The 26,655-nt window shown below is 48.7% G+C and carries 19 protein-coding genes and 1 pseudogene; 8 read left to right on the top strand and 12 right to left on the bottom strand.

What is annotated here, in order from left to right; translation table 11 throughout:
* Nucleotides 1-107 precede the first annotated feature (107 nt).
* From MKY97_RS07390 to MKY97_RS07365, 6 genes are all read right to left on the bottom strand, one after another.
* Complete coding sequence (locus MKY97_RS07390) at nucleotides 108-1,577, bottom strand: SIR2 family protein (protein ID WP_342554819.1); 1,470 nt, start codon at nucleotides 1,575-1,577, stop codon at nucleotides 108-110.
* A 621-nt stretch (nucleotides 1,578-2,198) separates the two neighbouring features.
* A complete protein-coding gene (locus MKY97_RS07385) occupies nucleotides 2,199-3,386 on the bottom strand; it encodes a tyrosine-type recombinase/integrase (RefSeq protein ID WP_342554818.1) in 1,188 nt (395 codons plus the stop codon).
* A 54-nt stretch (nucleotides 3,387-3,440) separates the two neighbouring features.
* Nucleotides 3,441-5,483: a B12-binding domain-containing radical SAM protein gene (locus MKY97_RS07380; RefSeq protein ID WP_342554817.1), complete on the bottom strand. Its 2,043-nt coding sequence runs from the start codon at nucleotides 5,481-5,483 to the stop codon at nucleotides 3,441-3,443.
* A 1,260-nt stretch (nucleotides 5,484-6,743) separates the two neighbouring features.
* Entirely contained in the window at nucleotides 6,744-8,624 is a 1,881-nt protein-coding gene (gene recQ, locus MKY97_RS07375; RefSeq protein ID WP_342554816.1) for a DNA helicase RecQ, read from the bottom strand.
* Nucleotides 8,625-8,889: 265 nt separating this feature from the next.
* Nucleotides 8,890-10,920: an ATP-binding cassette domain-containing protein gene (locus tag MKY97_RS07370; protein WP_342554815.1), complete on the bottom strand. Its 2,031-nt coding sequence runs from the start codon at nucleotides 10,918-10,920 to the stop codon at nucleotides 8,890-8,892.
* Nucleotides 10,921-10,968: 48 nt separating this feature from the next.
* Complete coding sequence (locus MKY97_RS07365; RefSeq protein ID WP_342554814.1) at nucleotides 10,969-12,759, bottom strand: ABC transporter ATP-binding protein; 1,791 nt, start codon at nucleotides 12,757-12,759, stop codon at nucleotides 10,969-10,971.
* Nucleotides 12,760-12,880: 121 nt separating this feature from the next.
* Here MKY97_RS07365 and MKY97_RS07360 point away from each other — a divergent pair, with 121 nt between their 5' ends.
* Nucleotides 12,881-13,774: a helix-turn-helix domain-containing protein gene (locus MKY97_RS07360; protein WP_342554813.1), complete on the top strand. Its 894-nt coding sequence runs from the start codon at nucleotides 12,881-12,883 to the stop codon at nucleotides 13,772-13,774.
* A gap of 15 nt (nucleotides 13,775-13,789) precedes the next feature.
* Entirely contained in the window at nucleotides 13,790-14,344 is a 555-nt protein-coding gene (locus MKY97_RS07355) for a DUF5412 family protein (protein WP_342554812.1), read from the top strand.
* A gap of 574 nt (nucleotides 14,345-14,918) precedes the next feature.
* Here the strand turns inward: MKY97_RS07355 and MKY97_RS07350 are convergent.
* From MKY97_RS07350 to MKY97_RS07330, 5 genes are all read right to left on the bottom strand, one after another.
* Nucleotides 14,919-16,019 (bottom strand): glycosyltransferase family 2 protein, encoded by a 1,101-nt coding sequence (locus MKY97_RS07350; RefSeq protein ID WP_342554811.1) that lies wholly within the window; start codon nucleotides 16,017-16,019, stop codon nucleotides 14,919-14,921.
* A 471-nt stretch (nucleotides 16,020-16,490) separates the two neighbouring features.
* Nucleotides 16,491-17,237, bottom strand: a complete 747-nt coding sequence (locus tag MKY97_RS07345; RefSeq protein WP_342554810.1) for a methyltransferase domain-containing protein — start codon at nucleotides 17,235-17,237, stop codon at nucleotides 16,491-16,493.
* Nucleotides 17,224-18,879 (bottom strand): nucleotide sugar dehydrogenase, encoded by a 1,656-nt coding sequence (locus MKY97_RS07340; protein WP_342554809.1) that lies wholly within the window; start codon nucleotides 18,877-18,879, stop codon nucleotides 17,224-17,226. Before MKY97_RS07340 ends, MKY97_RS07345 begins: the two co-directional genes overlap by 14 nt.
* Nucleotides 18,880-18,912: 33 nt before the next feature.
* Nucleotides 18,913-19,902, bottom strand: a complete 990-nt coding sequence (locus MKY97_RS07335) for an SDR family NAD(P)-dependent oxidoreductase (RefSeq protein WP_342554808.1) — start codon at nucleotides 19,900-19,902, stop codon at nucleotides 18,913-18,915.
* 18 nt (nucleotides 19,903-19,920) lie between these two features.
* On the bottom strand, nucleotides 19,921-20,610 hold the full coding sequence (locus tag MKY97_RS07330) for a glycosyltransferase (RefSeq protein WP_342554807.1): 690 nt from the start codon (nucleotides 20,608-20,610) through the stop codon (nucleotides 19,921-19,923).
* Nucleotides 20,611-20,913: 303 nt separating this feature from the next.
* Between MKY97_RS07330 and MKY97_RS07325 the strand changes: the two genes are divergently transcribed.
* Nucleotides 20,914-21,624 (top strand): GT-D fold domain-containing glycosyltransferase, encoded by a 711-nt coding sequence (locus MKY97_RS07325; protein ID WP_342554806.1) that lies wholly within the window; start codon nucleotides 20,914-20,916, stop codon nucleotides 21,622-21,624.
* Nucleotides 21,625-21,886: 262 nt separating this feature from the next.
* Here the strand turns inward: MKY97_RS07325 and MKY97_RS07320 are convergent, their stop codons facing one another.
* Nucleotides 21,887-22,294: a hypothetical protein gene (locus MKY97_RS07320; protein WP_342554805.1), complete on the bottom strand. Its 408-nt coding sequence runs from the start codon at nucleotides 22,292-22,294 to the stop codon at nucleotides 21,887-21,889.
* 190 nt (nucleotides 22,295-22,484) lie between these two features.
* Here MKY97_RS07320 and MKY97_RS07315 point away from each other — a divergent pair, with 190 nt between their 5' ends.
* The 5 genes and pseudogenes from MKY97_RS07315 to MKY97_RS07295 all read left to right on the top strand — a co-directional run.
* Nucleotides 22,485-23,618, top strand: coding sequence for an RluA family pseudouridine synthase (locus MKY97_RS07315; protein WP_342554804.1), 1,134 nt, complete (start codon nucleotides 22,485-22,487; stop codon nucleotides 23,616-23,618).
* A gap of 72 nt (nucleotides 23,619-23,690) precedes the next feature.
* Nucleotides 23,691-24,269: a DUF1273 domain-containing protein gene (locus MKY97_RS07310; protein WP_342556275.1), complete on the top strand. Its 579-nt coding sequence runs from the start codon at nucleotides 23,691-23,693 to the stop codon at nucleotides 24,267-24,269.
* A gap of 210 nt (nucleotides 24,270-24,479) precedes the next feature.
* Nucleotides 24,480-25,304 carry an adenosylmethionine decarboxylase gene (speD, locus tag MKY97_RS07305; RefSeq protein ID WP_342554803.1) on the top strand — a complete coding sequence of 275 codons (825 nt, stop codon included), beginning with the start codon at nucleotides 24,480-24,482 and terminating at the stop codon, nucleotides 25,302-25,304.
* Nucleotides 25,305-25,498: 194 nt separating this feature from the next.
* A complete protein-coding gene (gene flgB / locus MKY97_RS07300; protein WP_342554802.1) occupies nucleotides 25,499-25,909 on the top strand; it encodes a flagellar basal body rod protein FlgB in 411 nt (136 codons plus the stop codon).
* Nucleotides 25,910-26,055: 146 nt separating this feature from the next.
* Nucleotides 26,056-26,580: pseudogene (locus MKY97_RS07295) on the top strand (GNAT family protein); the annotation flags it as partial.
* Between the last annotated feature and the right edge of the window lie 75 nt (nucleotides 26,581-26,655).

Below are 26,655 nucleotides of genomic sequence, written 5' to 3'. Positions count from 1 at the left end.
GCCAGCCAGCGTAACTAGATGGCTGGCAGATGCCTGATCGAGGACTTATACCCATAGTGTGAATATAACTTTATACGACGTGATCGCTCCTTGTTGTATTTTCCACATTAAGATTCTATTTTCTCTTCTTGGACTTCTTTGTCCACCGTAGCTATACTATTCCCCATAGTATCAAAAATTTCATAGCTTTGATTTTGTAAAACCTTAGTAAAAAGTTCGACAGCTTCCTGTGAATAACGATGGTTTGCAGCCCTTCCGCGTCCCTGTTCTCTATCAACATGATATCTATTAGTTTCTTGTTTAATCTTGTATCCTGTTTCTCCTTCAATTCTCTTTATAATTGGGTCTAAATACTGCCATCTTTCTAAACCCATTTCAATCGCTACATCATTTAAAGAATACGGGTACTGCAAGAGCAACTGCTCTGGATTAGTTAAATTCCCTAAACCTGCTACATTTATTTTTTCAATATCTTTCATATCTTCAATGGCCTTAAAACCTAGTTGATTAGCAAGTTTATTAATATCAGTAATTGTCCTAAAATCGATTCTATCAACTGCCAAGTTAGTAACTGTTTTACTTTTAACAATATTATAAATGTTGTTTTCTAACTCTCTAATTATATCTACTGGTTCGTCTATATTTTGTTGCAAGCTTCTAAAAATCTCTGTAAAAGAGTTAACAACCAAATAATTTATTCTTATTGTTTTTCCATTTCCTAAATCAACAACTTTATCAGTTGATGGTTTCGAATGGCTTAGTATATTATTTTCTTGCCATTCTATAAACCAGATATTACTTACCGGCTCATCATCATCAGATCTGATAATTTCAGAAACATCGGAGAGAATAGATTTCACATTTTCGTCAGCAAGAGCATAGCCTAAAAAAATTATTGGGTACTCCATGAAGTATGTTAATAACTTAGCAATTAAGTATTTCTGTTTCTCCATAAATATACTGTAATCTTCGCTTGACACTACAATTTCGGACGGTTGTGTCACGCAGCCATGTATCTTTAGTAAGTGTCCATAGTTTGTAGACTCTCTGGCTCTAATGACTTGTTGTCCAATAATAGGGTTATGCTTAGGGAAAATTTCTTCCATTAGTAAATCGTAATTTGTGGTTATAACTGCATGTGGAGTAATTTTCATTAAAGCATCTAATTCATCACTATATTGATGTCCTACTGTAGAAAACCCTTTGACTAATGATGTTAAATGTTCAGCAATTCTATATTTTAAAAAGATACTTCTTGAATAATTCGTACCATATAATTCTCTCGGAAAAACACTTTCTGAGTATTTTTGCCAAGCATAGTCATAATATTCGTTAACAATTAGAGAACCAACCTGCGGCAGGTTATCCATCTTTTCTTGAGTGTAGTACCCAATGGGATATATTTTATTAGGATTTGCCTCAATAAGATACTCAAGCAAGCCAATCCAGTTAGGAGAATTTATATACCTTCTTGAGATTCCTGCACCAACAAAAAGTATAGGTCGACTATTACTATCATTAAGAAGTGTACTAATTTTATAAAGAGAATCCTTTAAATATTCATCATAGCTATTCAATCAAATGACCTTCTCTCAATTGATGATGTTTGATATAGATTTTTCATTTAGTTCTGTCGTATAACGTTCCTGTATTCACGAACCCCAACGGGGTTGTCTGCTGAAATTCCTCTTCGAAATCCTTCCAGCAGACCAAGGCTCCATCGGAGCCGCTGCTTGAATATTATGTTATTGGACGGTCTTGCCTTCTTCGAATCTACTGCACATTTCTCTTCAATGTTTCTTCATGTATGTGTTTTTTGTTCTTTCATGGTTCTCATTTTTTATGTCATTTCATTTTCACTGGTCTTCGTTCTCAATATGTCCTTGATCCTCAATCTCTTTTGATCTTTTGAATGTTACTTGACCTTTTTTTAATCCGATTTTTAAAATCGCTTTTGTCCTTCAATGTCATTTTATCTCTTCTTTGATCCTTTTTTGTTAATCGATTTTTGACCTTTCAATTCTTTCATCCGATCCATTCAAGGCTTTAATCCATTGCAAGTCTGTTCCAATAACATCTAATTTATGTACTTCGTAAATACCACACATTCAACGTAATATATGAACTACGTATATGATAACCTATGGGGCGATATATGCGAAGAAAAATATGGTGAATAAGGGAGAAGTTTAAGGTGTTCAATCTCCCATGTCCATCCGATCCAGTGGACTCTGAATACGCTGAATATTTTTCGTGCTCACATGCGTATATCGCTGCGTTGTTTGTGCACTGGTATGACCAAGAAGCTCTTGTATATAGCGCAGGTCTGTTCCGTTTTCCAGCAAATGAGTAGCGAATGAGTGTCGCAACGCATGGATGCTACACTTTTTTACAATACCGGCCTTTAGTCTGGCTTCTTCAAAAACCTTCTGCACGCTGCGCTCGGTAAGATGTCGATCCGAAGTTTGTCCCGGAAATAGCCAACGATCGGGTCGATACGCTGCAATGTATTTCTGCACCATGTTCCAGGCAAGATTAGAAAGAAGCGTTCTCCGATCCTTTTGACCTTTTCCCTGCCTTACGATAATGGTCTGACGCTCAATATCCAGATCGCTATAGCGTAGACGAACGACTTCACCGACACGAAGCCCTGCCGAATAGGTTAGATAAAGAATCGTCTTATGCTTGAGATTAGTCACAGCTTTCAGCAATTGGGTAACTTCTTTTTCGGACATGACATTGGGCAGCTTCGTCTGCTTTTTGGGGCGTATGTATTGAATTTCAGCAGGATGATGGAGTACATATTTACAATAAAATCGGATCGCACTAATCGTCTGATTCACACTGGAATGGGAAATTCCTCGCTCAAGCAAACTCAAACAATATGTCTGAACATGAGATGCACGGATTTCTGTATCGATCTGAGGAAGACTGGCAACAAATCTTTCCATCTGATTACAGTATGCTTTAATCGTTTTGCGACTGTATCCTCTTAATTTTAGAGCTTGCTGCAATTCATTTCTTTTCCATTGTTTTTGCTCTCCACTTAACTTCCAGTTCCTTAAAAATTCACTCTCCACCCACAACTCCGCGGAAATCTCTACATCTAGCGCATCAAAGTGCTTTGTAAATTCCTGAAGAGATGCCTCTGAGTAGGGGGTGATCCAGCGTTTTGCATCAGGCTCCCACCTTCTTCCTGTTATCTGACGAATGCACTGAATATGCACCGTATTATATGGAATTTGCACATACAATGTATTAGCGGAACCTTTGGTTAAAATGATGGCAGCTTCTGTTTTGTTGTTCATACGACATTCTCCTTCAGCTCCATTAATTATATGAGTTCTATTGAATTTGAAAAATAAAAAAAGGAAGATCGTCTTCATCCCGTAAGGGAATCCAATGATCTTCCGATGCTTTCGGAAATATGGCCGCTGCACCTACATGGCAGCGGCTTCTTCTCCCAGCGGCAGCGTGTAATACTGCGCCTGCTGCCCTTCGTGCTGCTGGTATACCACGACCAGCAGCGTTTGGCCTTTCGCGGCAAGCGGGCTGGCGCCAGCAAGCACACGCTCAAGCCGGAACGGAAGCACGTCCAGTACGGCGTGCTTCTGCAGTTCCTTTTCGCCGAGTCCCAGATCGGCGAAAGCACGTGCACCCATGACCGTCTGTGCGGTCATGGCCGAGGTCATCGGCAGCGCACGCGAAGCGCTGCCATCCCCCATGTCCGCCGCTCCATCCGCGGCGGACCCTACTGCGTCGCGCGCTGCAGGCGGCGCAGCATCCCCGGCATGGCTGCCGATCACACCCGCCGCATCTGCGGCAGTGTTCTCTTCGGCAGCCGCCGAAGTTCCCGCAGCGGCCGCTGCACTCGCGCCGCTGCTTTCCAGCCACGCCGAGCCAGAGGCACCGGCGATACGCGGCAATCGAACGTCTTCTGGACGTTCGGCCAGCATTTTCATATAACCCGCCCACTGGTCTTTCTGGAGCGCATCGTCCCACCAGATTTTACGCGGCTTGTACTTGTGGCCGAGGAAATAATCCAGCTTCATCAGACCAAGCACAATATCCATATGCGGCGTATTGCGCGATTCCAGAAAGCTGTGCAGACGAGTAAACAAATCTTCAAGCTGGTGACCAATCTTCTGCCACCCCTGACCTTCCCAGTAATCGCCAAAGGCCTGAAAGAAATCAAACGGTGAATCAAACTCCTGCTCCATCAAATACTTCAGCGTATGGTCCATCCGGTGTGCATTCCAATATTTCTCCAGCACATCTTCGAGACGCTTCAGACGTACGATGTCGCTGAACGGCAGCACGTCACTGCCCAAAATCTCATACGGCGCGTGATCCATGTACGTATAGTTGTACTTTTCCGCATCCAGACGAAGTCCCGTACCGCGAAGCATTTTGAGAAATCCGAGCTGCAGCTCTTCCGGTCCCAAAGCAAATACATCGTTAAACGTCTTGCGGAACGTATTGTAATCTTCCTCCGGCAAGCCTGCGATCAGATCCAAATGCTGATCGATCTTGCCGCTGGCTTTCACCTTGTTCACCGTACGGCTCAGCTTGGCAAAGTTCTGACGGCGTTTCACCAGTTCATTCGTCGGATCATTTGTGGACTGTACCCCGATTTCGAAACGGAACGTACCCGGCGGCGCGTTCTCTGCCAAATAGTCGAGCACCTCAGGACGCATAATGTCAGCCGTAATTTCAAACTGAAATACCGTTCCCTGATGATTCTCGATCAAAAATTTAAACATCTCCATCGCATAATCCCGTTTAATGTTAAACGTCCGGTCTACAAACTTAATCAGCTTCGCACCCTTCTCAATCAGGTACAGAATGTCCGACTTCGTCCGCTCGATATCGTAATACCGCACGCCGACCTCAATACTGGATAAACAGAACTGACAGCTAAACGGACACCCCCGGCTGGTCTCAAAATAAACAACCCGCTTCCCGAGATCCGGGATATCCTCTGCAAATCGATGCGGCGAAGGCAGATCATTCAAGTCCGCTTTCGGGCGTCCTGGCATGAGAATAACTTCTTCTCCTTTGCGATACGCCAGTCCATAGACAAAATGAAACTTCTTACTGCCTTCAAGCTCCGTCAAAAGCTGGTGCAGCGTCTCTTCTCCTTCACCCATGACGATAAAATCGACATTGGGAATCCGGTTCATCCAATACTCGGTGTCGTAGGACACCTCCGGCCCGCCCAGCAAAATTTTCACGTCAGGCATAACCTTTTTCAAATTATCAATGACCTTAATCGTCTCTTCAATGTTCCAGATGTAACACGAAAACCCGATCACATCCGCTCCGCGCTGGTACAGATCCGACACAATATTCATGACCGGGTCTTTGATCGTATACTCCGCCAGCTCAATATCAAAATCCTTCTCACTGTACGCCTTCAAGCACCGCAGCGCCAGCGAGGTATGGATGTACTTTGCATTCAAAGTCGATAAAATTACCTTCATGGTTCACAACCTTTGCCTGGACACCCAGACCATATATTTTTTTGGGAAAAGTAAAGCTCCACAGCCATCCTGCCCCGGATGCTGTTCAGACAAACCTCTAATTCAACTCCGAGCCATATCTTTGGCCACACTTGCACAAAACCACATGTATAAATCCACATCGACAACCGCACAAGTACACGCGCATCACGCACTAACACACGCGCAGGACCTATTAATAAGATTTATAAACAAGATCTATAACAAGATCTTTCAACTAGTCCGTATGCTAAATCGTCCGCACCTCATAAACAAATCCCTAATTTGTCTTTCAAAGAGTGGACACCTCTTTTAAAAATACATACACTCTCCACTCGACTAAAAACGTAATATATAGACTGAATAACATCAAATTAACTATATATTGTGCCAACACCCGTTATCCGTTTTTCAAGTCCATGTCCATCCTTTAAAAGACATTTTCGCCTATTTCGTCTACTGTGCAGAGACACATTTCATGAAATACATATCCTAATTTTCGATTACGTTTCTTTTCTGATCTTGGCTCTGATTCTGTTACTGATTCTAATTCTAGCTGCGCCTCTTGTTGTGATCCTTCTTCTAATTGTGCTTCCGATTCTACATCTGCTTCTATCTATATAAGTTAAAAAAGAATGTACACAATCCACTCCGATATGCTCATCAATTCAGGCACATTAGTCAAATATCACCCAGCCGCCATGCTAGTGCAAGTCTGCCACCCTCTACTGCGAGCGCTAACGATCAGGAGAAACCTTATTCCGGCACATTGGGGCTTTGGAAAATTCTAACGATTCACAGAGACGCTATTCTGCTGAAATCAGCTTGATCAGGCTCATTTTTCAGGATTTTGTGTGGAATAAGCTTCCTGGAGATCGTTAGATTTCAAATGTCCCCGATTCGGGGCAAATAAGCTCCTGGGGAATCGTTAGCGTTCCATCTTCTACTTGAGCAGCCTGCCGAGGCTGGCATTCCTGCCTCATTACAGGGCACTTTGACGATCATTGACCGTTAATCAGCATAACGTCGCTTCTTTAGTTCAATTTAAATAGTTTCTGTATCTGCATCTGTCCATATCTCTGTCTGTGTCTAATGACTAGCTCCTAAACTTTAGTCTAATATCTAATATCTAATATCTAGGTTTTAGGTTCTAGTCTTTAAAGGTAGTCTTTAGGCCCCAGTCACTGATCATAGATCAGATATCACTTTCCATTAACCCCATGACTTATCTCATACCACATATCACTCATACTCATAAAAAGCATCATCGTCCGTGTCCACTTCTTCGCCCGATTGTTTCTGGAAGAATTCCAGGAACGGCAGTCCGTACTTCCGGTACTTGACCTCACCGACCCCTTTGATACTCAGCATGTCACGTTCCGTCTTCGGACATACCACACTCATCTCACGCAGCGTAGCATCATTGAAGATGATGTAGGATGGCACATGTTCTTTCGCGGCCAGATCACGGCGGATCAAGCGCAGCTGTTCGAACACGGTTTCATTCACTGCCGATGGCATCGCGTCACGTCCGCGGCGTCCGCCGTAGTTCGTACCCGAAGCTGTGGCTGCTGTTTTGCGTACGACACGCTGCATGACTTCGCGCTGGCCCTTCAGTACTTCCACCGCCAGCGGCTGCAAACGAACCACTGGATATTGCCCTTCGGACAACATCAGGTAGCCTTCGGATACCATCACGTTGATGATCTCGGCAATTTCCCGCTCTGTACGATTGCCCATGACGCCGTAAGTTGGCAGGGAATCAAAGCCGTAGTCCAGCACCTTTTTGGCACGGGAGCCTTTGAGCACCGAAGCCACGAGAGATACCCCGTAGCGTTCACGCATGCGGTGAATGCAGCTGAATATTTTTTGCGCATCAATGGTCATATCTACCAGTTCGCGATCATCCGTGCAGGAGCTGCAGATACCGCACGGCTTGTCTTCATGTACTTCACCGAAGTAATCCAGCTGTGCACTGCGCAGACAGCGTGTAGTATAACAGTAATCGACCATCTGCTGCAGCTTGCGGTAATCGTTGGCTTTGCGGTCACCCTCCATCGGGTTCTGCTCGATCAGGAACTTTTGGGTGATGATGTCCTGCGCTCCAAACAGCAAAATGCACTGACTTGGCTCACCGTCCCGTCCCGCACGCCCGGCTTCCTGTACATATGCCTCCATGTTCTTCGGCATGCTGTAGTGCAGTACATAACGCACGTTGGACTTGTCGATCCCCATTCCAAAGGCATTGGTCGCTACCATAACGCGAATATCATCGTACAAAAACTGCTCCTGACTCTGGGCCCGTTCATCGTCCGTCATGCCTGCATGGTAGCGGCCCGCGGGCAAACCTGCCTGCATCAAACGCTGATGCAGATCGTCCACGTCCTTACGGGTCGCGGCGTATACAATACCCGGCTCGCTCGCATGCTCGCGTGCGTAGTTCAAGACAAAATCCTTTTTGCTCTCGCCGCGCAGCACGCTGAACGCGAGATTGTCCCGCCCAAGTCCGGTCACATACGTCTGCGGGTCCTGCAAACGCAGCAGCCGCAGAATATCGCCCATGACCTCGGGCGTCGCCGTTGCCGTAAAGGCCGCAACCACCGGCCGCTCCGGCAAACTGTCCACAAACGGCGCTACCGCCAGGTAGCTTGTCCGAAAATCATGGCCCCACTGTGACACACAGTGGGCCTCATCCACTGCCACGCACGAGATCGGCAGCTGCCCCATCTCATCGCGGAACCAATCCAGCTCCAGTCGCTCCGGCGCGACGTAGAGCAGCTTCAGCTCACCGCGCTGCGCCGCGCGGATGCGCTCATTCACTTCTCTGCCGCTTAACGTACTGTTAATATAAGCGGCGGCAATGCCGGCGGTCGTCAGCGCATCGACCTGGTCTTTCATCAATGAAATTAACGGGGAAACCACAAGCGTCAGCCCCGGATATAACAGAGCGGGAATCTGGTAACAGATTGACTTCCCGCCCCCGGTTGGCATAATGCCCAGCGTATCCTCATATTCGAGCAGGCTGGATACAATCTTTTTTTGGCCCTCACGAAAGTCGGGGTAACCGTAGTATTTCTGCAGGAGACCCTGCGCTTCTTCTAAAGTAGGTGCTTGCACACTCATGTAAAGACTCCTTACTTGTCACCGGTGCTGCTGCACCAGCTTGGTTCTATCCGATTCTGACATCCAAACGCAGGCATCGTCACCGCGTCCTCGACAACAAAATGGCGTTCTCATGACTTGTCCGTCAAGCAAAACGCCGCTCCCTTTAGTTTAACGGGCCAGCCCCAAATGAGCAACCGCGTTTTCCCGCAAATCATTGGAAGGGCATACACTTAGACAAAAAAAACAACCGTTCATCCAAAATAGGACAAACGGCTGCTTTCCGTTACTCTTCTGAGGCCGCACCTCTGGTATGCATGTGATAGTACAGCCCTTTTTGTGCCATCAGCTGCTCATGTGTACCATCCTCGGCAATACGTCCCCGCTCCATCACTACAATGCGAGAGCACTGCCGGGCAGTCTCCATTCGATGCGTAACCAGCAGTCCTGTTTTCCCCTCCATAAAGCGGCGCAGCTCTTTCATCACGTACTGCTCTGTCCGATTATCGAGCGAGGATGTCGGTTCGTCCAGAACATAAACATCCGATGACCTCATCAACAGCCGGGTTAAGGACAGCCGCTGCTTCTGCCCACCAGACAGGTTAGCCCCTTTTTCCTGCAGTATCGCATCGTACTGTCCCTCTTGGGCTTCAATAAACTCATGCAAACCTGCCCGCTGTGCTGCTCGCTTCATTTCATGCAGCGCAGCGTTCCTGCCCAGTCGGATATTCTCTCCAATCGTTCCTGTAAAAAAAGCAGGTGTCTGCGGCATATAGGTCACGCGGGATGGATGCCCCCCAGCCATAATCTGCGATGTGTCCTCGTTTCCCAGCATTACACGGCCATCATCGGGTTCAATCAGCCCCGCACACACCTGACATAATGTAGATTTACCTGCTCCACTGGTGCCCATCAGCGCAACCAGTTCACCCGGTGCCAAGTGCAGCGTAATCCGATCCAGAATGGTTCGGCCGCTGCTCTCATCCATTACTGTAACCTGTTCGAGTATCAGGATGGGTAATTTGTTTTCCATAATTTCAGCGGACTGCGGGCTGTCTTGTTTGAGATCATCCGCCGCTGCACGCTGCCTCAGGTTAAACCAGGCCGAAATCCTTGCAAATGCGCCAACACTCGCCTGCATTTGACTCCACTGACCGGACAGGCCCAGCACAGGCCATACGACAAGTTCAAACAGCAGACTGCTGGCTACAACTACCCCCGGCGACAAGGCTCCTCTCGCAGCAGCTAAACCGATTACAAACAGCGCCGCCAGCTGGGCCAGACCAAACACGGCCATCGCCACGTTATCTGACATGCTTAGAGTCATCTGCAGCTTTGCCTGAACACGATTCAGTGATTGCTGCTGCGTGCGAAAACGTGTGAGAAACCATGGTGAAGCATTGTACGCCTGAATCACAGCAGCGCCTTCAGCATATTGTTGAATCTGCTGCTGCGACTCTCCTTCCATGGATTCCACTTCATCCGATAATCGTATGATACGCTGATCATATAATCTGGCCGTAAACCAGATCGCTGCCGCGCTCACAAGTGCAATCACTGCTGCCCATGCATCTGCACGGTAAAGGTACACCAGCGACAAGGCAATAATAAATATAACCGTAACCCCTTCTGCCAAAGCTTCCACCACTTCTGCACCATGCTTGGTATCTTCCTTGATTCGAAGCATGATATCTCCTGATTTCTGTCTCCGAACCCAAGCGTAGGGCATCTGATGTAACCGTTTGAGCAGATCCATCGACATATCTCTGTTCATGGATTCTTTGAGCCGTACCAGTACATATCGATGCATGGCGAGTAAAATGATAAACCCGATCAGAACCGCGATCCAAGTTACCGCCGCTGCATTCAGTTTCTCCTGTCCTCCATCCTGGATGGCATCAACGAAAAATCCCTGCACAAAGGCCAGTCCCCAATCAAACACGGCATCCGCTGCTATAAAAAGAAACATAACGACTACCGCCCATCTATACGGCTTCATGTAGCGGAAAATAACGGGCCATACCATTTTTAAAGAGGGTGCCTCTGCAGCCTTATCCCCTTCCTTCTCTTTCTCCTGAACCTCGTCCTGATGCTCTGCCCGATGTTTCTTCAGTTTCTCAGACGGACTCTTCTCTAGATTCCTATCTTCTTCCGCTTCTATTTCCTCTCGTCCCTTTATTTTCTCTAATTCCTCTACTTCGTCATGCGCCTTACTGTTGTCATACTCCATTATGCTTTTATTTCCTGTACTTTTCTGATGACTCTGGGCTTCTTCAGTCATTTCTGTACCCGGTCTGTCTTTCTCTTCACGTCGCATTTCTTTCCCCCACTCTAACTAACTCCAGCTCCAGCTCGAACTTTACTTTTACCCATACTTTTCCTCAAACTCCTGCTCCGCAATATAGTCCCGATATCCAACCCGGCGCTCCAGCAGCTCATCGTGAGTGCCGATATCAACAACCTTTCCGTCCTGCATATAAATCACCTGATCCGCACACTCAATTAGAGACAAGCGATGGGTAACTGCAATGATCGTCGTACCATGCTCCGCAGCTAACCCGGTAAATAACATATTCAGCTGCTGCTCGTGCCACGGGTCCTGTGAAGATGTCGGTTCATCAAGCAGTAAAATATCCGGTTTTCTTACAACCGCTCTCGCAAGACTGATCCGTTGGAGTTCTCCGCCGGACATGGACCCGCCTTGCGGCTGGAGCTCCGTCCCGTATCCATTATTCTGGCGCATGATCGCATCATGTGCATGAGTCATATGAGCGGCAAGCTGTACTTCCTCGCTGGATATCCCTTCAGCACCGAACACAATATTGTCTTCTACGGTTCCTGAGAAAATAAACGGCTGCTGCGGAACATACACTTGGTTGATATCTACGTTTAATCTCTGGGCCTGGAATTTGGAATCAGCCGATTCCGACATATTCCACTGGATTGAACCACCTTCAGGTGTGTATAATCCGCTAATGATGTTCAATAAGGTAGTCTTTCCGCATCCGCTAGGTCCCGTAATTACCGTGAGTTCACCTTTCACTGCAGCGAAGGAAATATCTGATAATACTTCTTCCTGCCCAGTATATTTGTAGGATACCTGCACTGCATGGACACCTTCGGTTTTAAACTTGTACTGCGGTGAGGCAGCAGCTGTTTTCTTTTTTTCCAGATCCAACATTTCGAATACACGAGCGGCATGAGAGGCCGATCCAATGACCTCGTTCCATAAACCCGACAGTGCTTCAATCGGACGTGTCAGCTGACTGCTTGCCACCAGAAAAGCAGCCAAACCGCCCACATCCATCTGTCCCTGCAGCACCTGCTTTCCGCCGATATACAGGATCAGGATCATGCCACCATAAGTAGATACCCGTCCAGCCGCCTCCGATAGACGCTTCAGTACGGAAACCGACATCATACGTTTGAATACCTTGTCCATGCGTTTGCTGAATTGATGCTGCAGGTAACCCGAAAGCCCATAGCTGCGGATTTCTACAGGAGCTTGAATCATATCCGTAAGCAGTTCATCTCTTGACGCTTCATCTGCATGCAGCCGGTCATGTTCACGCTGCAGTCTTCTTCCAAGCCCTGCCGTCACTAGAGGATAGATTAACGTAAACGCAATGATGGCAAGGGAGAGCTGCAGGTTCACCCAACTGAAATAGGCAAAGGCCAGAACCAGTTGAATGATATTTTTGGCAAGCTCGATACCATGCCGATTGATCCCTTTCTGAGCCGCTGCCGCCGATGTCCACACTCTGGATGTGAGATCTCCTGTATGAACCTTCGCTAATTCCTGCGGGCTGGTGCTCCCAAGGGATTGCAGCAGTCTTGTTTGTAAAGACACGAGTGTCTTTTGCTGAAATAACGTCTCGGCCCATGTCGTGAATGCGGTCACAAAAATCCGAAGTACCACGATGGAAACACCGATGATAAGCCCTGAATAGATTAGTGAAAATTGGGACTCCGAAGCCCCTTTGACCAGTCTTCGAATGGATTCCAGATATCCTACCTCAACCAGCGAAGCGGCCAAGGCGGCCAAGAGCAGCACGATGATGAACATTCGATGCTTTCCGGTTAACGTCCATAATCGTTTCAGCATGGTTAAGGGGTTATACGTTTTTTGGTCTGTAATTCTTTGGGTGGCTAACATGAATGACTGCTCCAATCTTCTCATTAAATTGAGTACCTGGTTATGGTATCATCGTTTATAAGGAAAAAATGAACATTTCTTGCTGTACCCATTAAATCCGGACCAAACAAGGAGATTTTACATGCAACATGATCTGCTGCAGACATTAGACAGGCTGTTTGATTATATCGAAGATCATATTCACAAGAAGCTTACACTTGACCACCTCGCTTCAGTAACCCATATCTCCAAATTCCATCTGCACCGCATGTTCAAGCATGCCAGCGGTCAACTCCCTGGTGAATACATACGCTCTCGTAAATTGGCCCGCAGTCTGGAACAGCTGGTTGATCTGAACTGGAAGATTATCGATATTAGCGGGCATTACTCTTTTGAACATGAACAATCTTATATTCGTGCTTTTAAGCAGGCCTTTGGCATCACACCACTGCAGTATCGCAAACAGGGTGCTGGTGATTTGCAGTTTACGGCCCGTATGACCTCATCGATGATTACCATGCTCCCATTCGGATACATTTTCCAACCAGCCTATGTTCGGAAACCTGCAATGAAGCTCATTGGCCAGCAATCACAGATCCGTTACGAAGACAATGAGACATATTATGAAGCCAATTCGGCGGGCAACCATTTTTATGAAAAATACGTTCATCTCATTCCTAACGTGCTGCACCCCGACGTCTATATTGGACTTACGAATGAAATCAAGGATCACCACAGTACATATCAGCCATCCGTAGAAGTGACAAGCTTGGAACAAATCCCCGAGGGGCTGAGCGGTATTGAAATACCAGCCAATCAATATGCCGTGTTCAAATTTGTTTGTGACTTCCACCCGAGCCTGATCCATATTGACCACCTGGACAGCGTCTGGACATTTATTGACGAGTACTGGCAGAGTCATTCCGGATACGTCAAGAGTGATGCTTATTATTTTGAAAGAATAGACGGCAGTCTCGCGCAGGAGCATTACGGTGAGCTGGACATTTACATTCCGGCCAAACAAATTACACTTTAAGAAAGGTTTATTGTTATGGAAAAAGAGATCACTACGCGTTCGGCTTCATCGTCTGCAGGCAATTCACGTCAATCCTGGATACACAGACATCCGATCGCTTCGGTAATCATCATCCTGTTTGCCTTGTCCGCCGCAGCTTTGATTCTTTTCTTTACGCTTCGTCCCTATCTCTCCACGTTTGATCGTGCCGGTCAGGGCGATCTAAGCTCTTCGATGTCATCACCAAACGGTGAGCACACGGCAGAACTATACGGTGTTCCCTACGGCGGTGCTGCAGGCGGGGTTACGCTGTGGGTGGATGTGAAGAAAACAGGAGATACATCCCTTTCAGGCGCCAAAAGTATCTATCGCGCGGCATTCCACGGCAGCAACCACCTCGAATGGGAGAGTGAACACATGCTGCGCATCGAAAACAGGAACGAGTACAGCAATGAGACAATCACACTGAACATTAATGAGGAAATCTATGACGGGCGGGGCTGGGCCTGCAAAAGCCTGCTGACCAAAGACCAGTATGTACGCTGTCTCGCACCTGAAGGTGAAGGGGGAACAGCGGGAAAGGATGATTAATACCGCCTGCCTCTCGCCTCGGATAAGACTTTAGAAGTGGATGGGACTGAAGTGATTGGGATTGGTTGACTTGATTGGTTTGATTGGTTTGATTGGTTTGCTTGGTTTCGTTTGGCTTGGATTAAGTCGAATTGAATCGGGGAGTCATTCCATTTGGTCGAAGCATTATAACTTGTTCAGACAAAAAGAAATACCCCGTTTACCGTTGCTCACGGTTGAACGGGGTATTTCTGCATCCGTCTCTCTCAAAGAGACCCTGATCTAATACGGCAGGGCAGCCTGTCATGAAAATAGGGCACGAATGTCCGCCACACTGTACAAAATTTTGGCCGTGCTGTACGGTTTTTTCTTTCTGATCACTGCTGCAAACGGATGTAAGCTATCCGACTGTTCCTCTTTATGACAGTGCTTTTCCTTCCTGTTAACCGCGTTAGAGACTTTGGACTCCTGCGTAAGAGACTTTGGACTCCTGCGTAAGAGACTTCGAGTTCCTGCATTAGAAGCTTCGAGTTCCGAGAAGAGGCTCACTCTTCCCTCTATCTCCTCATCCCTCTTTCTCCGCTTTTCTCCTATCTTACTGCGCTTTCCGCTGCTTGCGAATTACAGCTTCGAGCTTATCCCGATTGCCCAGCAAACCTGGATCCTTCGGCAGATATTCCCGGGCCTTCGTGTTATGCAGCAGAGCCTGCTCCCAGCTGCCGAGGTGAGCATAACAGAGTGAGAGCCGGGCATGCGGCAGCCAGGTCCGGCAGGCTGCCGGGACGGGCCGCAGACCCGGATCGCGACTGCTCACGTCCACCGCCTGCATATACCAATAGATGGCGGTGATTACCTCCTGCCGCTCATGGAAGCAGGAAGCAATTGCGCAGCAGAAATCGGCATGCGGCAGGTCGTACTGGAACGACTGCAGCAGTGCGCCCAGTTTGCGGCCCGGCTCGCCAAGCCGCTCATAACATTCCGCCAGCCTTGCGCAGGCAATGAGCCGGTCCTCGCGGTAACCGCTGGGCTGCTCCAGCAGCTTGGCGTAACCGCGTGCCGCAGCCGCATAGCGCTGGCGGTCATAACATTCGCCTGCATAGTAGAACAGCAGGCGTCCCTGGGCTATGCCCTCTTCGGCGATCCATTTGCGCAGAATGCGCACGTTTCGCGCCGAATGATTGACCGCCTCGCGGCGATGGGTAACGGCAATATCTGCCGTAATGATCTCGCCTTGCGGGAAGTGCAGCTGCTCGTGCAGCCGGCCCTGCCAGCGGCACCCGGCATCCCGCTTGACCAGGCGGAGCCGGCGGTCCGCTACCAGCGGACTGCCTTCCGGTCCCTCGGCCAGCGTATAGCCCATAATCACACCGGCCGTCTTTCCGCCGGACGGCAGCTGCTTCTTCAATACCTCCAGCTTTGCACGTTCCGAAGGCAGCAGCACATCATCTGCATCGAGCCATAGGATGTACTCCTGCGTGGCCCGGGCAAACGACTCGTTGCGCGCTGCGGCGAAGTCCTCATTCCACATATACGTATAGACCTGGTCGGTATACTTCGCAGCGATATCCATCGTTCGATCCGACGACCCCGTATCGACGATGATGATCTCATCTGCAATACCAGCCACCGAGTCAAGACAACGTGCAAGTTTGCGTTCTTCGTTTTTCACAATCATACACAAACTGATGGTGATCACGTTTCAAGCCCCTTCCTGTCGTACCCGTACTAATTCACGCTTCTGCATCACTTTAACTTTAACTTTAACTTTAACTTTAACTTTACTTACTCGCCTACTTACTCATTCAGCACACAACTACTCATACACACTCTCTCTTACTCACTTACTACTCGCTCTGGTTTACTGACTGACTTATTCACTTACTCACTTACTCACTACTGGCTCACCTACTTACTCCACTTACGCCTGCTGCTGCGGCTAACGATTCCAGATGACGTTATTTTGTTCATTTCAAGCCTTTTAAAAATGTAACGATTCCGAGGAACGCTATTTTCGCGATTCGGGTGTAAATTCAAGGCATTTCGTCCGTTTTACGAGAAATAGCGTCGCTGGAGATCGTTACACTTCTCATCCTGCCTAAATAAACTAAATAAGGTTCCTGCAGATCGTTAGAGTCGTGCGGCGGAACTCACTGTCACAGCACACCGTCTATCTTTCCTCGTTCTCCTGACGGCGAAGGCGTTTCAACTGATCGACAGCACTGTCCAGTGCTTTTTTGCGCTGTTTCATGGACCGCAGATGCTGCTGCTCCACCTCGGTAAAATGCGTATGATCCAGCTTCATCCAGTCCAGTACCTGATTCAAGTCCGGCTTCATATGAAGCTGTGCTTTCTCTCGCTTACGCGCCGTACAACATAGATATTTATGATGCACTTCCAATTTCAGTACTTCAAAATACGGCATCAGACACATTGCCAAATTGCCCGCATAGAACGTCTGTTTATGATCATGGAATGGATGATAGCCATAGGGAACCGTCACAATCAGTGTGCCTTCCTCCTCCAGCAGGCGATGCAAATGCGTCAACAATGTCTCGGGATGTGCAAAATGCTCCAGCACTTCTCCCAGCAGGATTGTGTCAAACTTCGTTCTGGCCTTCCACTGCGTAATATCCAGCATGCGGAAATCCACATTGTTACGCACCGGCTTCGATTCTTTGGCCAGCTCCTGCTGCGCATAAGTGATACTGCCTTCCTCCAGATCGACCCCTGTCACGCGGAAGCCTTCCCTTCCCAGCAAAATGGACGTAATCCCCTGGCTGCATCCGACATCTAGAATACGTCTGCCCGTTGTCTCGCGGCACATCCAGTGCACGCGGGCTCTCGTCGCTTCGTGGGAATCCTCCGAATTGATCTCTCCATAGTAACGTTCGTTCACCCGGTCATGATTGGCCATAGTCATCTCCCGTTTTTCCGTGCGCATTTTCTCCGTCTGGATGAGCCCTGCGAGTCTGAGCGCGGTCACGGTTTTCGTTCGCTTTGTCATTCTCGTCATTTCGAACCGACGCAGTATCTTTGCGCGCTGCATCCGGTATTTTGCTCACTTCTCGCCGCGTTTGGCCTGCTGCCAGGTGTTTATCACCTTTTTCTTGATATTTATCATTTTTTACCGGATGTTCTTGTCTTACTTCTAGAAGTTCCTGCCCCGCTTCTAAACGTTTTCGATTTGCTTCTTTTCCTGTCGGCTGGCCCAGTACAACGATGTTTCCCCCGCGGCATGAAGCAGTCGCATTGCGTGTGTCAAAAATCAGCTGAGCATGATCCGCCATCTCCTGATAATTGAACGCAGAGTGGTCGGTTGTGATTATCACCAGATCAGCCCATGTCCACAATTCCGGCGAAGCGGTCCGAGATTGGAGCATCGTGCCGTCATCCTGCCGGAAGACCGGTACCATCGGGTCGGTGAAAACAACCTCGGCTCCCGCCTCGCGCAGCAGCCGGAATACGTCAAGCGCTGGCGATTCGCGCAGGTCGTCAATGTCTTTTTTGTACGCCATTCCCGCCAGTACAACGCGGGCGCCGCGAATAGAACGGCCGCGCTGCTCCAGCAGAGCTGCTGCACGCCGCACCACATGCTCCGGCATCTGCCTGTTGGTGGCATCTGCAAGCTGGATAAACTGCAGCTCCGATCCTTGACGGCTGGCCGCCCAGGACAGATAGATCGGATCAATCGGGATGCAGTGCCCGCCAATGCCTGGGCCGGGGTAGAACGGCATATAACCAAACGGCTTCGTTGCCGCTGCCTGAAGCACTTCCCAGATGTTAACACCCATCTGCTCACAGGCCGGGGTCAGTTCATTGACCAGCGCAATGTTTACGCTGCGAAACGTATTTTCGAACAGTTTAGCGGTCTCGGCTACAGTCGTTGAACTTACCGGAACCACTTCATTCAGAAACGAGCCGTAAAATTGTGCACCATAACTCAGACAGGCTGGAGTAGAGCCGCCAATGATTTTGGGGGTGTTTTTCACACCATAATGCACACTGCCCGGGTCCACGCGCTCAGGAGAGTAACAGACGTGGAAGTGCTCACCTGCTGTCCAGCCGCGTGCTTCCTCTACCGGCAGCTTCACATGTTCTTCCGTTGTACCCGGATACGTTGTGCTCTCCAGAATGACCAGGCAGCCTTCCTGAAGATGGGGAGTCATGGCGCCAACAGCTGATGATATATAGGATATATCCGGCTGGTGTGCATCCGTCAGCGGGGTTGGCACGCAGATCACGACCACATCTGCCTCAGCAGCTGCTTGGTAATCCGTACCTGCCGAGAACAGTTCTGCTTCGATCAGGGATTGAAGCACAGCATCTTCGATACCGATAATATAGGAACGGCCTGCACGAAGCTTGGCTGTTCTGTCCGCATCAATATCTATGCCGTGCACCCGATAACCGGCCTGTGCCATCTCGACCGCCATCGGCAGACCAACGTAGCCCAGACCAATGACCACAGCCTTGAGGGAGCGGTCATGAATGCGTGCTGCATGTCTCTCGTCTTTTTTCTGTCCTTGTTGTTCGGGATACGGGCTGTGTTCATTCATATCTTCCACCTCCAAACGTTCCGCCTCCCTTCCTTAGTTGATATAGCCTCCTGCCCGTAAAAACGCGGCGATAGCCGGTTTGTTCATCATTTCACTGTCCGAACGGTATTGGGCAAACTGCACACGCGGCAGATGATCATAATGCTTTGTCAATTCCTGGTCAGGATGCTCCGGCAAAATGACATAATACTGCGCATCGTACTGACGTGTACGCGGTGCTTCAAATGGCGAGATCAGCACTTCATGCAGTTTCTCCCCCGGCCGAATCCCTGTCACTTTGTAATCGCCAGACGGGCGGCCGGCCTGGTCCAGCATGACGGAAGCCAGATCGGTCATGCTGCAGGCTTTCATTTTCATCACAAAGGTCTCCCCGCCCACCGCTGCTTCCGCTGCTTTGAGCAGCAGGTGAATGGCCTCGGTACGTGTCAGGAAAAAGCGCGTCATGCCTTCATCTGTGATGGTCAGGTTTTTACCTTCATCAATCTGCCGCCGGAATAGAGGTACCACACTGCCGCTAGTACCCAGCACATTACCGCCGCGGATACATACAAAACGCGTTTTCTCGCTCAGCCAGTTGGCACGAATCATCATTTTTTCGCCCAGTGCCTTGGTCATGCCGTACACGTTAATCGGATCAACCGCCTTGTCAGTAGAAACATCGATCACTTTCGGAATCTGCATACGAATGGCTGCACGAATAATATTTTGTGTTCCGATAACATTTGTTTTGAACGCCTCATCGGGCTGGTCTTCACAGACGGGAACATGCTTCAAGGCAGCCAGATGGAAGAGCACATCTACGCCTTTACACGCATCCTCCACCGCCCGGTAATCCCGAATATCTCCAATGATGAAACGCAGGCGCGGATCATGATTGAATTCCCGCTGCATCGCAATCTGTGCATATTCGTTCCGGGAAAGCAGGCGAATCTCCGCCGGGTTCTGCGCCAGCAGCACCTCAGTCAGCTTTTGGCCCCAGGAGCCTGTTCCTCCGGTGACCAGAATCGTTTGTCCTTGAATCATGGATGAATCCCCTCCTGTTTAGTTCATGAATTCGCGTAAAACCTGAGCCATCTCTTCTTGGGTGAGTCGATCTTTAGGCGGTACCTTTTTAACCGATGTGTTGCTGGAATGCACAATGTTCACGTAGTTCCGCGGCGCCAGCAGCTCATGCGGCAGGTCGATAACATTGCCGTGCGTACCTCGGCCTGGAAGTTTGACACGGTATCCTGCGGCATATTCCGCCGTCTTGTAGAGATACACATAAAATTGCGGAGAGCGATGGAACGCCGGCGCCATCTCGTTGTTTACACTGTCCCAGAGATAGCCGTTCTGGTTAATCAAGGCCATCGTGCCAGGCTGCGGCTGCACATCGTAGAGCTGCTGTACGAATGTTTTATGATACAAATCGTCCGAATCCAGACGCGCAATATAGATGTCTTCAGCATCTTTGGCAAATTCCAGAATAGCTCTGACACTCTCAATGTGGGTTCCAAAACGAACATTGGATGGCAGCGGCTCCTGGCCCGCCAGTATCTCCTGCATTAACTCCCCGGATTCCTTCGAGAGCTTCACTACCGTAAGGAAATCCTGATTCGTCTGCGCCTTGAGACAGTGCAGTGTGAATGTGCGAAAAATCGTCATGCGGCGCTCCAGCCATTCACGTGTCAGACGCTGCGGGTCCAGCCCGTAATTATTAAAGTTAATTTCAATGACAACTTTCCTGGACATACCCTTCCTCCTCATAACGCTGTAAGCCGGTGTGGGCAAGTACAGACGTTTTCATAGTTTTTTAGCAGCCTCTGTCTACGAAACTCTTTTATTGCGCTGATCGCCTGCTCGTAGATTTCTTCACTGCCAGCACTATATAACGTATGAACTGCTTATCATTCCGGCACCGACATATGTACTGATTTTCCTATAAATAGATTGATATACATCCCAAGTTATCTTCTGCGGGTCGAACGCACAGATCACGGTTTCTCTCGCAACATAGAATAGAGGAGCTTGATTTTCAAAGGAGGCAGGTTTCGAATGAATTCGATTTATCTGGAAATGCAGGAAGTGCTGGACCAGCTCGAAACGGCTTTGCGGGAGCAGCGTCCCTTCTCACTGGTGCGTGTGGGGGATGGCGAGAATATCGTCATGTCACAAGAAACGGTGTGGCCGATGGAACAGGTGCTTCAGGAACGCTGGGCGGTAAAAGCCAATCTTGGTCAAAAGGGGCTGCGGCTGCCCAACCTGAAGATGCGGGACGAAGTGGCCTCTTCATTGAAGCGTGCCACTATTGTCGGTGTCCTTCCACGCGGAGACAGCATGATCAAAGCCCCGGATTATCTCAAGCGGCCGCTGACCGATATGATATTTGCTCACTACGGCATCTCACCTGCGCTGACCTGTCATGCTTGTGTGAATCGTGAACTTGTGCAGGTGCCGCGGTTCTGGCAGATGCTTGCTGGCAAACGAGTGCTGCTCGTGACACGTGAGCTGGAAGAGTTACAGGCCGCACTAATTAAGGAGCCTTACCATCTCAACCTTGTAAGCTCAATTCCGTTTGACAACTACGATCAGATGGATGAAACATTGGAATGGATTCAAGCCCACAAGGATGATTTTGATGTGGCACTTTTCTCCTGCGGCGTCAACGCTGTCATTCTAGCCGAGCGAACAGCAGCACTTACAGGTAAAGTTGCCATCGATTTTGGTAAAGCCAACAACATGATTTTGAAAGGACGCGCCAACTAATCTGCATTCATCCACTTCCCTTTTTCCTCTAACCTGATCCGCTCTCATACGGGACGTGCACAGAACAGCTGTATACGATAATGCAAAACCCCCGCCTGCCGAGGTCGGGGGTTTTGCATATCACCTTAATTGAAACGAAACATGCTGAAACATGAGCTGTGCGCTGGTCGGGTCAAAAGATTGTTTGGCAAAACACGTCGGGTGGTTGTACAATTCTTCCTCCCTCCGAGCTGTACCCGAAATCATGCATGCCTTTATTTGATTAGTTTGTCGCAGCAATGCCATAGAACATCTCCGGCCCAGTCCGCACGGCTGTAGACACACCCGAGATGAACGAAGTATATACACTTTCCAGCGCTGGTGGTGCAGCCAGATCCTGAGCTGTAAACGAATGGAACTCGGCACCACCATTCTGGCCGATTGTTCCTTGTGCACGATAGATGATGAAGAACGGATCGTACAGAAAACCGCGTACAATCTCTACAGTAAACGTATCGCCGAGTTCTCCTGTTACACCCACCGTACCGTTCAAGGTAATGATCGGATTAATGACCCCCTGCGTTTGAAGACCAATTGCGCCGAAGGCTTCAGGGGATTCGGATAAGGGAAGCCCTGGCGCTCCTACGTATCCCGAGTTCTCCGAGGTTCTCATATCGAGAAACACGCCCATGAAAGTAACACCTCCAATGCTGTGGGATAACATATTCTATGAAACTGAAAACTCTTCGGATTGGATGGGCTGCAGATTTGAGGAACCTATTTTTAATTCGGTGCGGTTAATGGTATATTGAACTGCATAACGAATTGAACGGATCGTATGCACACAAAGGGTACAGGCTGTTCAGAAGGAGATAGTATCTATGAATAAACGCAAACGCTCAACGGGCAGTACATCTGCCAAAGGAAAATCATACGGAGGTTCCTCCCAGCCGCGATCCGGCCGCTCCAATGCTTCCTCATCAAAACCTCCTTCCCCTCGCTCGGGGAACGCTGCCAAACAAGCTTCCGCCTCCCATTCGCCCGCGGGCGTTACCAAAAGCGGTAGTAAAGCGGCCAAGCCGGCCGCGGCATCCAAGCGTCCAGGCAGTGCACATTATCGCAAATCCGAACCGCCGCGCCAGTACAAAGTAACGGAGCCGGATGAACTGCTTCATTTCCTGCTGAAACATCTGAAGTCAGGACGCAATGCCGTTAAATCCATTTTGGGACGTGGGCAAGTATCCGTGGATGAGAAAGTCGTGACCAAGTTTAACGAGCCGCTGACGCCTGGACAGACTGTGTTCATCAGCAAAGAAGGTGCTGTCGCCGCTCCTTCCCTGACGGGCATCAACATTTTGCATGAAGACGACGATATCATTGTCATTCGCAAGGAAGCCGGCCTGCTGTCTATCGCAGCTGACAAGAGTGATGATCTGACCGCTTATCGCCAGCTGATGGCACATGTCCGTCGTACGAATCCGCTAAACCGGATTTTCGTTGTACATCGTCTGGACCGGGATACATCCGGTGTGATGATGTTTGCCAAAAGCGAAGAGGTGCAGCAGCAGCTGCAGAACAACTGGAAAGAAAACGTACAGGATCGTGTTTATGTCGCACTCGTTGAGGGCGCCGTAACTCAGGAAGAAGGCACCATCTCCTCCTGGCTCAAGGAAACCAAAACGCTGAAGATGTACTCCAGTCCTCGTCCGAACGATGGACAGCATGCCATTACTCACTATAAGCGTCTGAAGTCGAATCGAGAGTTCTCCCTGCTTGAAGTTCGTCTGGAAACGGGCCGCAAAAACCAGATTCGTGTGCATATGGAGGACCTTGGTCATCCGATTGCCGGGGACCGCAAATACGGTGCACGCACGAGAGATCTTGGACGTCTGGGGCTGCATGCACGTGTGCTGTCCTTTATTCATCCGACAACCGGCAAGTTAATGACGTTTGAGACGGATATTCCGAAGCCATTCCTGTATCCGTTCCGCGGAGAGACTGCACCTGAACAATAAGGAGCTCATATGAAGACGGACAGATGCTGCGTGACATCGTTCATACCGTCCGTCTGAAAGGAGGGCATCACGCTGCAAAACCTGTTCATCACCGGGTACCGTGCCCATGAACTGCAGATTTTTGGACAGAAGCACGAAGGCATTCCCTTTATTAAGAAAGCCATCGCTTCCCGCCTTACTCCGCTTGTGGAAGATGGACTCGAATGGGTGCTCACCCCCGGACAATACGGTGTGGACCTATGGGCATGCGAGGTAGTGCTTGAACTGAAACAGAACTATCCGCATCTGAAGCTGTCGATTATAACGGCCTTTCAGAACCCCGAGGAACAGTGGAAAGAAGACAAGCAGGAATACTACCGTTCCATTCTGTCCGGAGTGGATTATTATGGCGCCATCAGCAAACAGCCGTATATCGGACCGTGGCAGTTCACTGCCCGGGATGACCTGCTGCTTCGTAAAAGCGATGGTCTGCTGCTTGTCTATGACGAAGATGCCGGGGAAGGCAGTCCGCGTTTCGTGAAGGAAAAGGCGGTCAAAAAACAGCAGCAGGAGCACTACCCCATTATCACCGTAACCTCGGAAGACATTCAGTCTGTCGCAGAGGAAGAACGCATGAATGATTACGGCTATGATGAAGACCTGCCCTTTTAACGTTGGATGCCGTGCAGCTGATGCTGTGCGGCATTTTTTCAGCCACATGCCGGATTATGTGACCTGATGAGAAACCTGATTATGACGAATGATGAGCACCTTTTGGGTTTCGGATTACGCAATTTCATGTTTTTTTTCGGGCAAGGTTGGGTATAAGTAGTATTAAAACTGCGATTATTATGTCGTATGGGACAAAGGGGAACTGCAACCATGACTTTAACGCCAGAGCAGCGCATTCAGCTGCACGGGTTCAACAACCTCACCAAGTCGCTCAGTTTCAATATGTACGATATCTGCTACACCAAGACCAAAGAAGAACGTGAAGCTTACATTGAATATATCGATGAACAATATAACGCAGATCGGCTGACGCATATTTTGAAAAATGTGTCGGACATCATCGGAGCCCACGTCCTGAATGTCGCGCAGCAGGATTACGTGCCGCAGGGCGCCAGTGTAACGATGCTGGTATCCGAAGGTCCGATCGTCGAGATTCCCGAAGAATCCTTCGATGAATCGCCCGGCCCCCTGCCCGATAATGTCGTGATGCAGCTGGATAAAAGCCATATCACCGTGCACACCTATCCCGAATTTCACCCCAGCGAAGGCATCAGCACCTTCCGTGCAGATATCGATGTGTCAACCTGTGGCGAGATTTCACCGCTTAAAGCGCTGCATTACCTGATTCATTCTTTCGATACGGACATTATGATTATGGATTATCGGGTGCGTGGTTTTACGAGGGATACGAGCGGACGCAAGCTGTTTATTGATCACGAGATCAGCTCTATCCAGAACTATATCCCGGACGAGATCAAAAGCGGGTTCGACATGATTGACGTGAACGTATATCAGGAGAACATTTTCCACACCAAATGCAAGCTGAAGGAATTCGATCTGGATAATTATTTGTTCGGATACACCAAGGACAAGCTGAGCAAGGCCGAACAGCAGGAGATTACCGAGTGGCTGAAGCTGGAGATGGACGAAATTTATTACGGCAAAAATATTAACCGCTCTCCTGAATCGAATTGAAGAGAACTTACCAACGACAAAGACGAGTAATGAGGATAATCGGCTTCTTGAATCGGAGTCAGATCGATCATGTGCTTGTCTTTTTTTTGTATGAGAGGCGATGCTTGAATTTGTTCGTTACCTTGACAGTGTGTGGGCAAATTTCTTAAAATAGAGATAACTGCATTTCGATTGCGGTGAAGGAGGATCTCAGCATGATCGAAACCAATACTTCCAAACGGAATGAATCTCTTTTGCAAGCATTGAACGCGCGGCATCAGGCCATCACCAACAACATCGCTAACGCAGATACGCCGAATTACAAGAACACTACCGTTGAGTTTCAGGATGAGCTGCGGCGTATTATCGAGAATGGCAAAACAGGACAGCTTAGAATGCAGCGGACACACGAGAAACATTTCCCCGTGACCAATCCTAACGCATCCATTGTACAGTACCGAGTCATGCAGAACAATGAAACAGCCATGAACAATAACAACAACAACGTGGATATTGACCGGGAGATGGCCATGCTTTCCGAGAACCAACTGCTGTACAATTACATGGCGGATCGGGTTAGCGGACATTATAAAAAAATGAAGAATTTATTGAATAACTTAAAATAATTAGGAAGCAGCAGCCCTCGCGGCTGTTTTTTTGTGCAAAAATCTTTTCTGAATTTCATAAATATCTCGGACGCCAATCTCTTATTCTCGAAAACAAACAATTTAACGGGTATGTTCGGTATTCCTATCGGCTGTAGTATAATGGGATGAACGAAGGATGTTATATCAACCAAAAGAGGTGCGGCATGACTCGTCAATATAATGCTTTTCAAGGCTCCAAGGTCAAACTCACGGCACCCTGCCCTGAAGATCGCATGCAGATCGCATATTTCACGGATAACTATGAATACTTGCGTAACATGGATACAGATATTGCGACCCCACAAACATCGGATGAAGTCGGAACCTCGTCGGTTCGGAACGGTCAGGATTTCGAGTTTGCACTGCGCACTCTCGACGACAACCGATTTATCGGATTTGTAGCCATTTATCGGATTGAATGGAATAACCGCTCTGCACAGCTGGCCATTGGTATCGGTAATGAAAGTGATCGCGGCAGGGGTTACGGCAGTGACGCGCTTGCCTTGATTTTGCGATACGCATTCCATGAATTGAACCTGAATCGGATTGCTCTGGACGTGATTGAATACAACGAAGCTGCTAGACGGGCGTACTTGAAGGTTGGCTTCCGTGAAGAAGGACGCCATCGGGCTGCTGTACTGCGGGACGGCACACAATACGATCTGATCTCCATGAGCATTCTGGCAGCGGATTGGTCCGCCCAGACCGGACACCCGATTGCATTT

It is taken from the genome of Paenibacillus sp. FSL R7-0652 (genome assembly GCF_038595045.1).
In the GTDB taxonomy this organism is placed as follows: Bacteria; Bacillota; Bacilli; order Paenibacillales; family Paenibacillaceae; genus Paenibacillus.
The sequence above is the reverse complement of the archived record's forward strand: the minus strand, read 5'-3'. Positions and strand labels throughout refer to the sequence as shown.

Coding starts and splice junctions, on each gene's coding strand:
- MKY97_RS07380 (WP_342554817.1), bottom strand. CDS start 5,483: ATGAAGGTAATTTTATCGACTTTGAATGCAAAGTACATCCATACCTCG.
- MKY97_RS07340 (WP_342554809.1), bottom strand. CDS start 18,879: ATGAATGAACACAGCCCGTATCCCGAACAACAAGGACAGAAAAAAGAC.
- MKY97_RS07385 (WP_342554818.1), bottom strand. CDS start 3,386: ATGAAGACGATCTTCCTTTTTTTATTTTTCAAATTCAATAGAACTCAT.
- speD (WP_342554803.1), top strand. CDS start 24,480: ATGACTTTAACGCCAGAGCAGCGCATTCAGCTGCACGGGTTCAACAAC.
- MKY97_RS07325 (WP_342554806.1), top strand. CDS start 20,914: ATGAATTCGATTTATCTGGAAATGCAGGAAGTGCTGGACCAGCTCGAA.
- MKY97_RS07365 (WP_342554814.1), bottom strand. CDS start 12,759: ATGTTAGCCACCCAAAGAATTACAGACCAAAAAACGTATAACCCCTTA.
- recQ (WP_342554816.1), bottom strand. CDS start 8,624: ATGAGTGTGCAAGCACCTACTTTAGAAGAAGCGCAGGGTCTCCTGCAG.
- MKY97_RS07355 (WP_342554812.1), top strand. CDS start 13,790: ATGGAAAAAGAGATCACTACGCGTTCGGCTTCATCGTCTGCAGGCAAT.
- flgB (WP_342554802.1), top strand. CDS start 25,499: ATGATCGAAACCAATACTTCCAAACGGAATGAATCTCTTTTGCAAGCA.
- MKY97_RS07335 (WP_342554808.1), bottom strand. CDS start 19,902: ATGATTCAAGGACAAACGATTCTGGTCACCGGAGGAACAGGCTCCTGG.
- MKY97_RS07315 (WP_342554804.1), top strand. CDS start 22,485: ATGAATAAACGCAAACGCTCAACGGGCAGTACATCTGCCAAAGGAAAA.
- MKY97_RS07360 (WP_342554813.1), top strand. CDS start 12,881: ATGCAACATGATCTGCTGCAGACATTAGACAGGCTGTTTGATTATATC.
- MKY97_RS07370 (WP_342554815.1), bottom strand. CDS start 10,920: ATGCGACGTGAAGAGAAAGACAGACCGGGTACAGAAATGACTGAAGAA.
- MKY97_RS07320 (WP_342554805.1), bottom strand. CDS start 22,294: ATGGGCGTGTTTCTCGATATGAGAACCTCGGAGAACTCGGGATACGTA.
- MKY97_RS07330 (WP_342554807.1), bottom strand. CDS start 20,610: ATGTCCAGGAAAGTTGTCATTGAAATTAACTTTAATAATTACGGGCTG.
- MKY97_RS07345 (WP_342554810.1), bottom strand. CDS start 17,237: ATGGCCAATCATGACCGGGTGAACGAACGTTACTATGGAGAGATCAAT.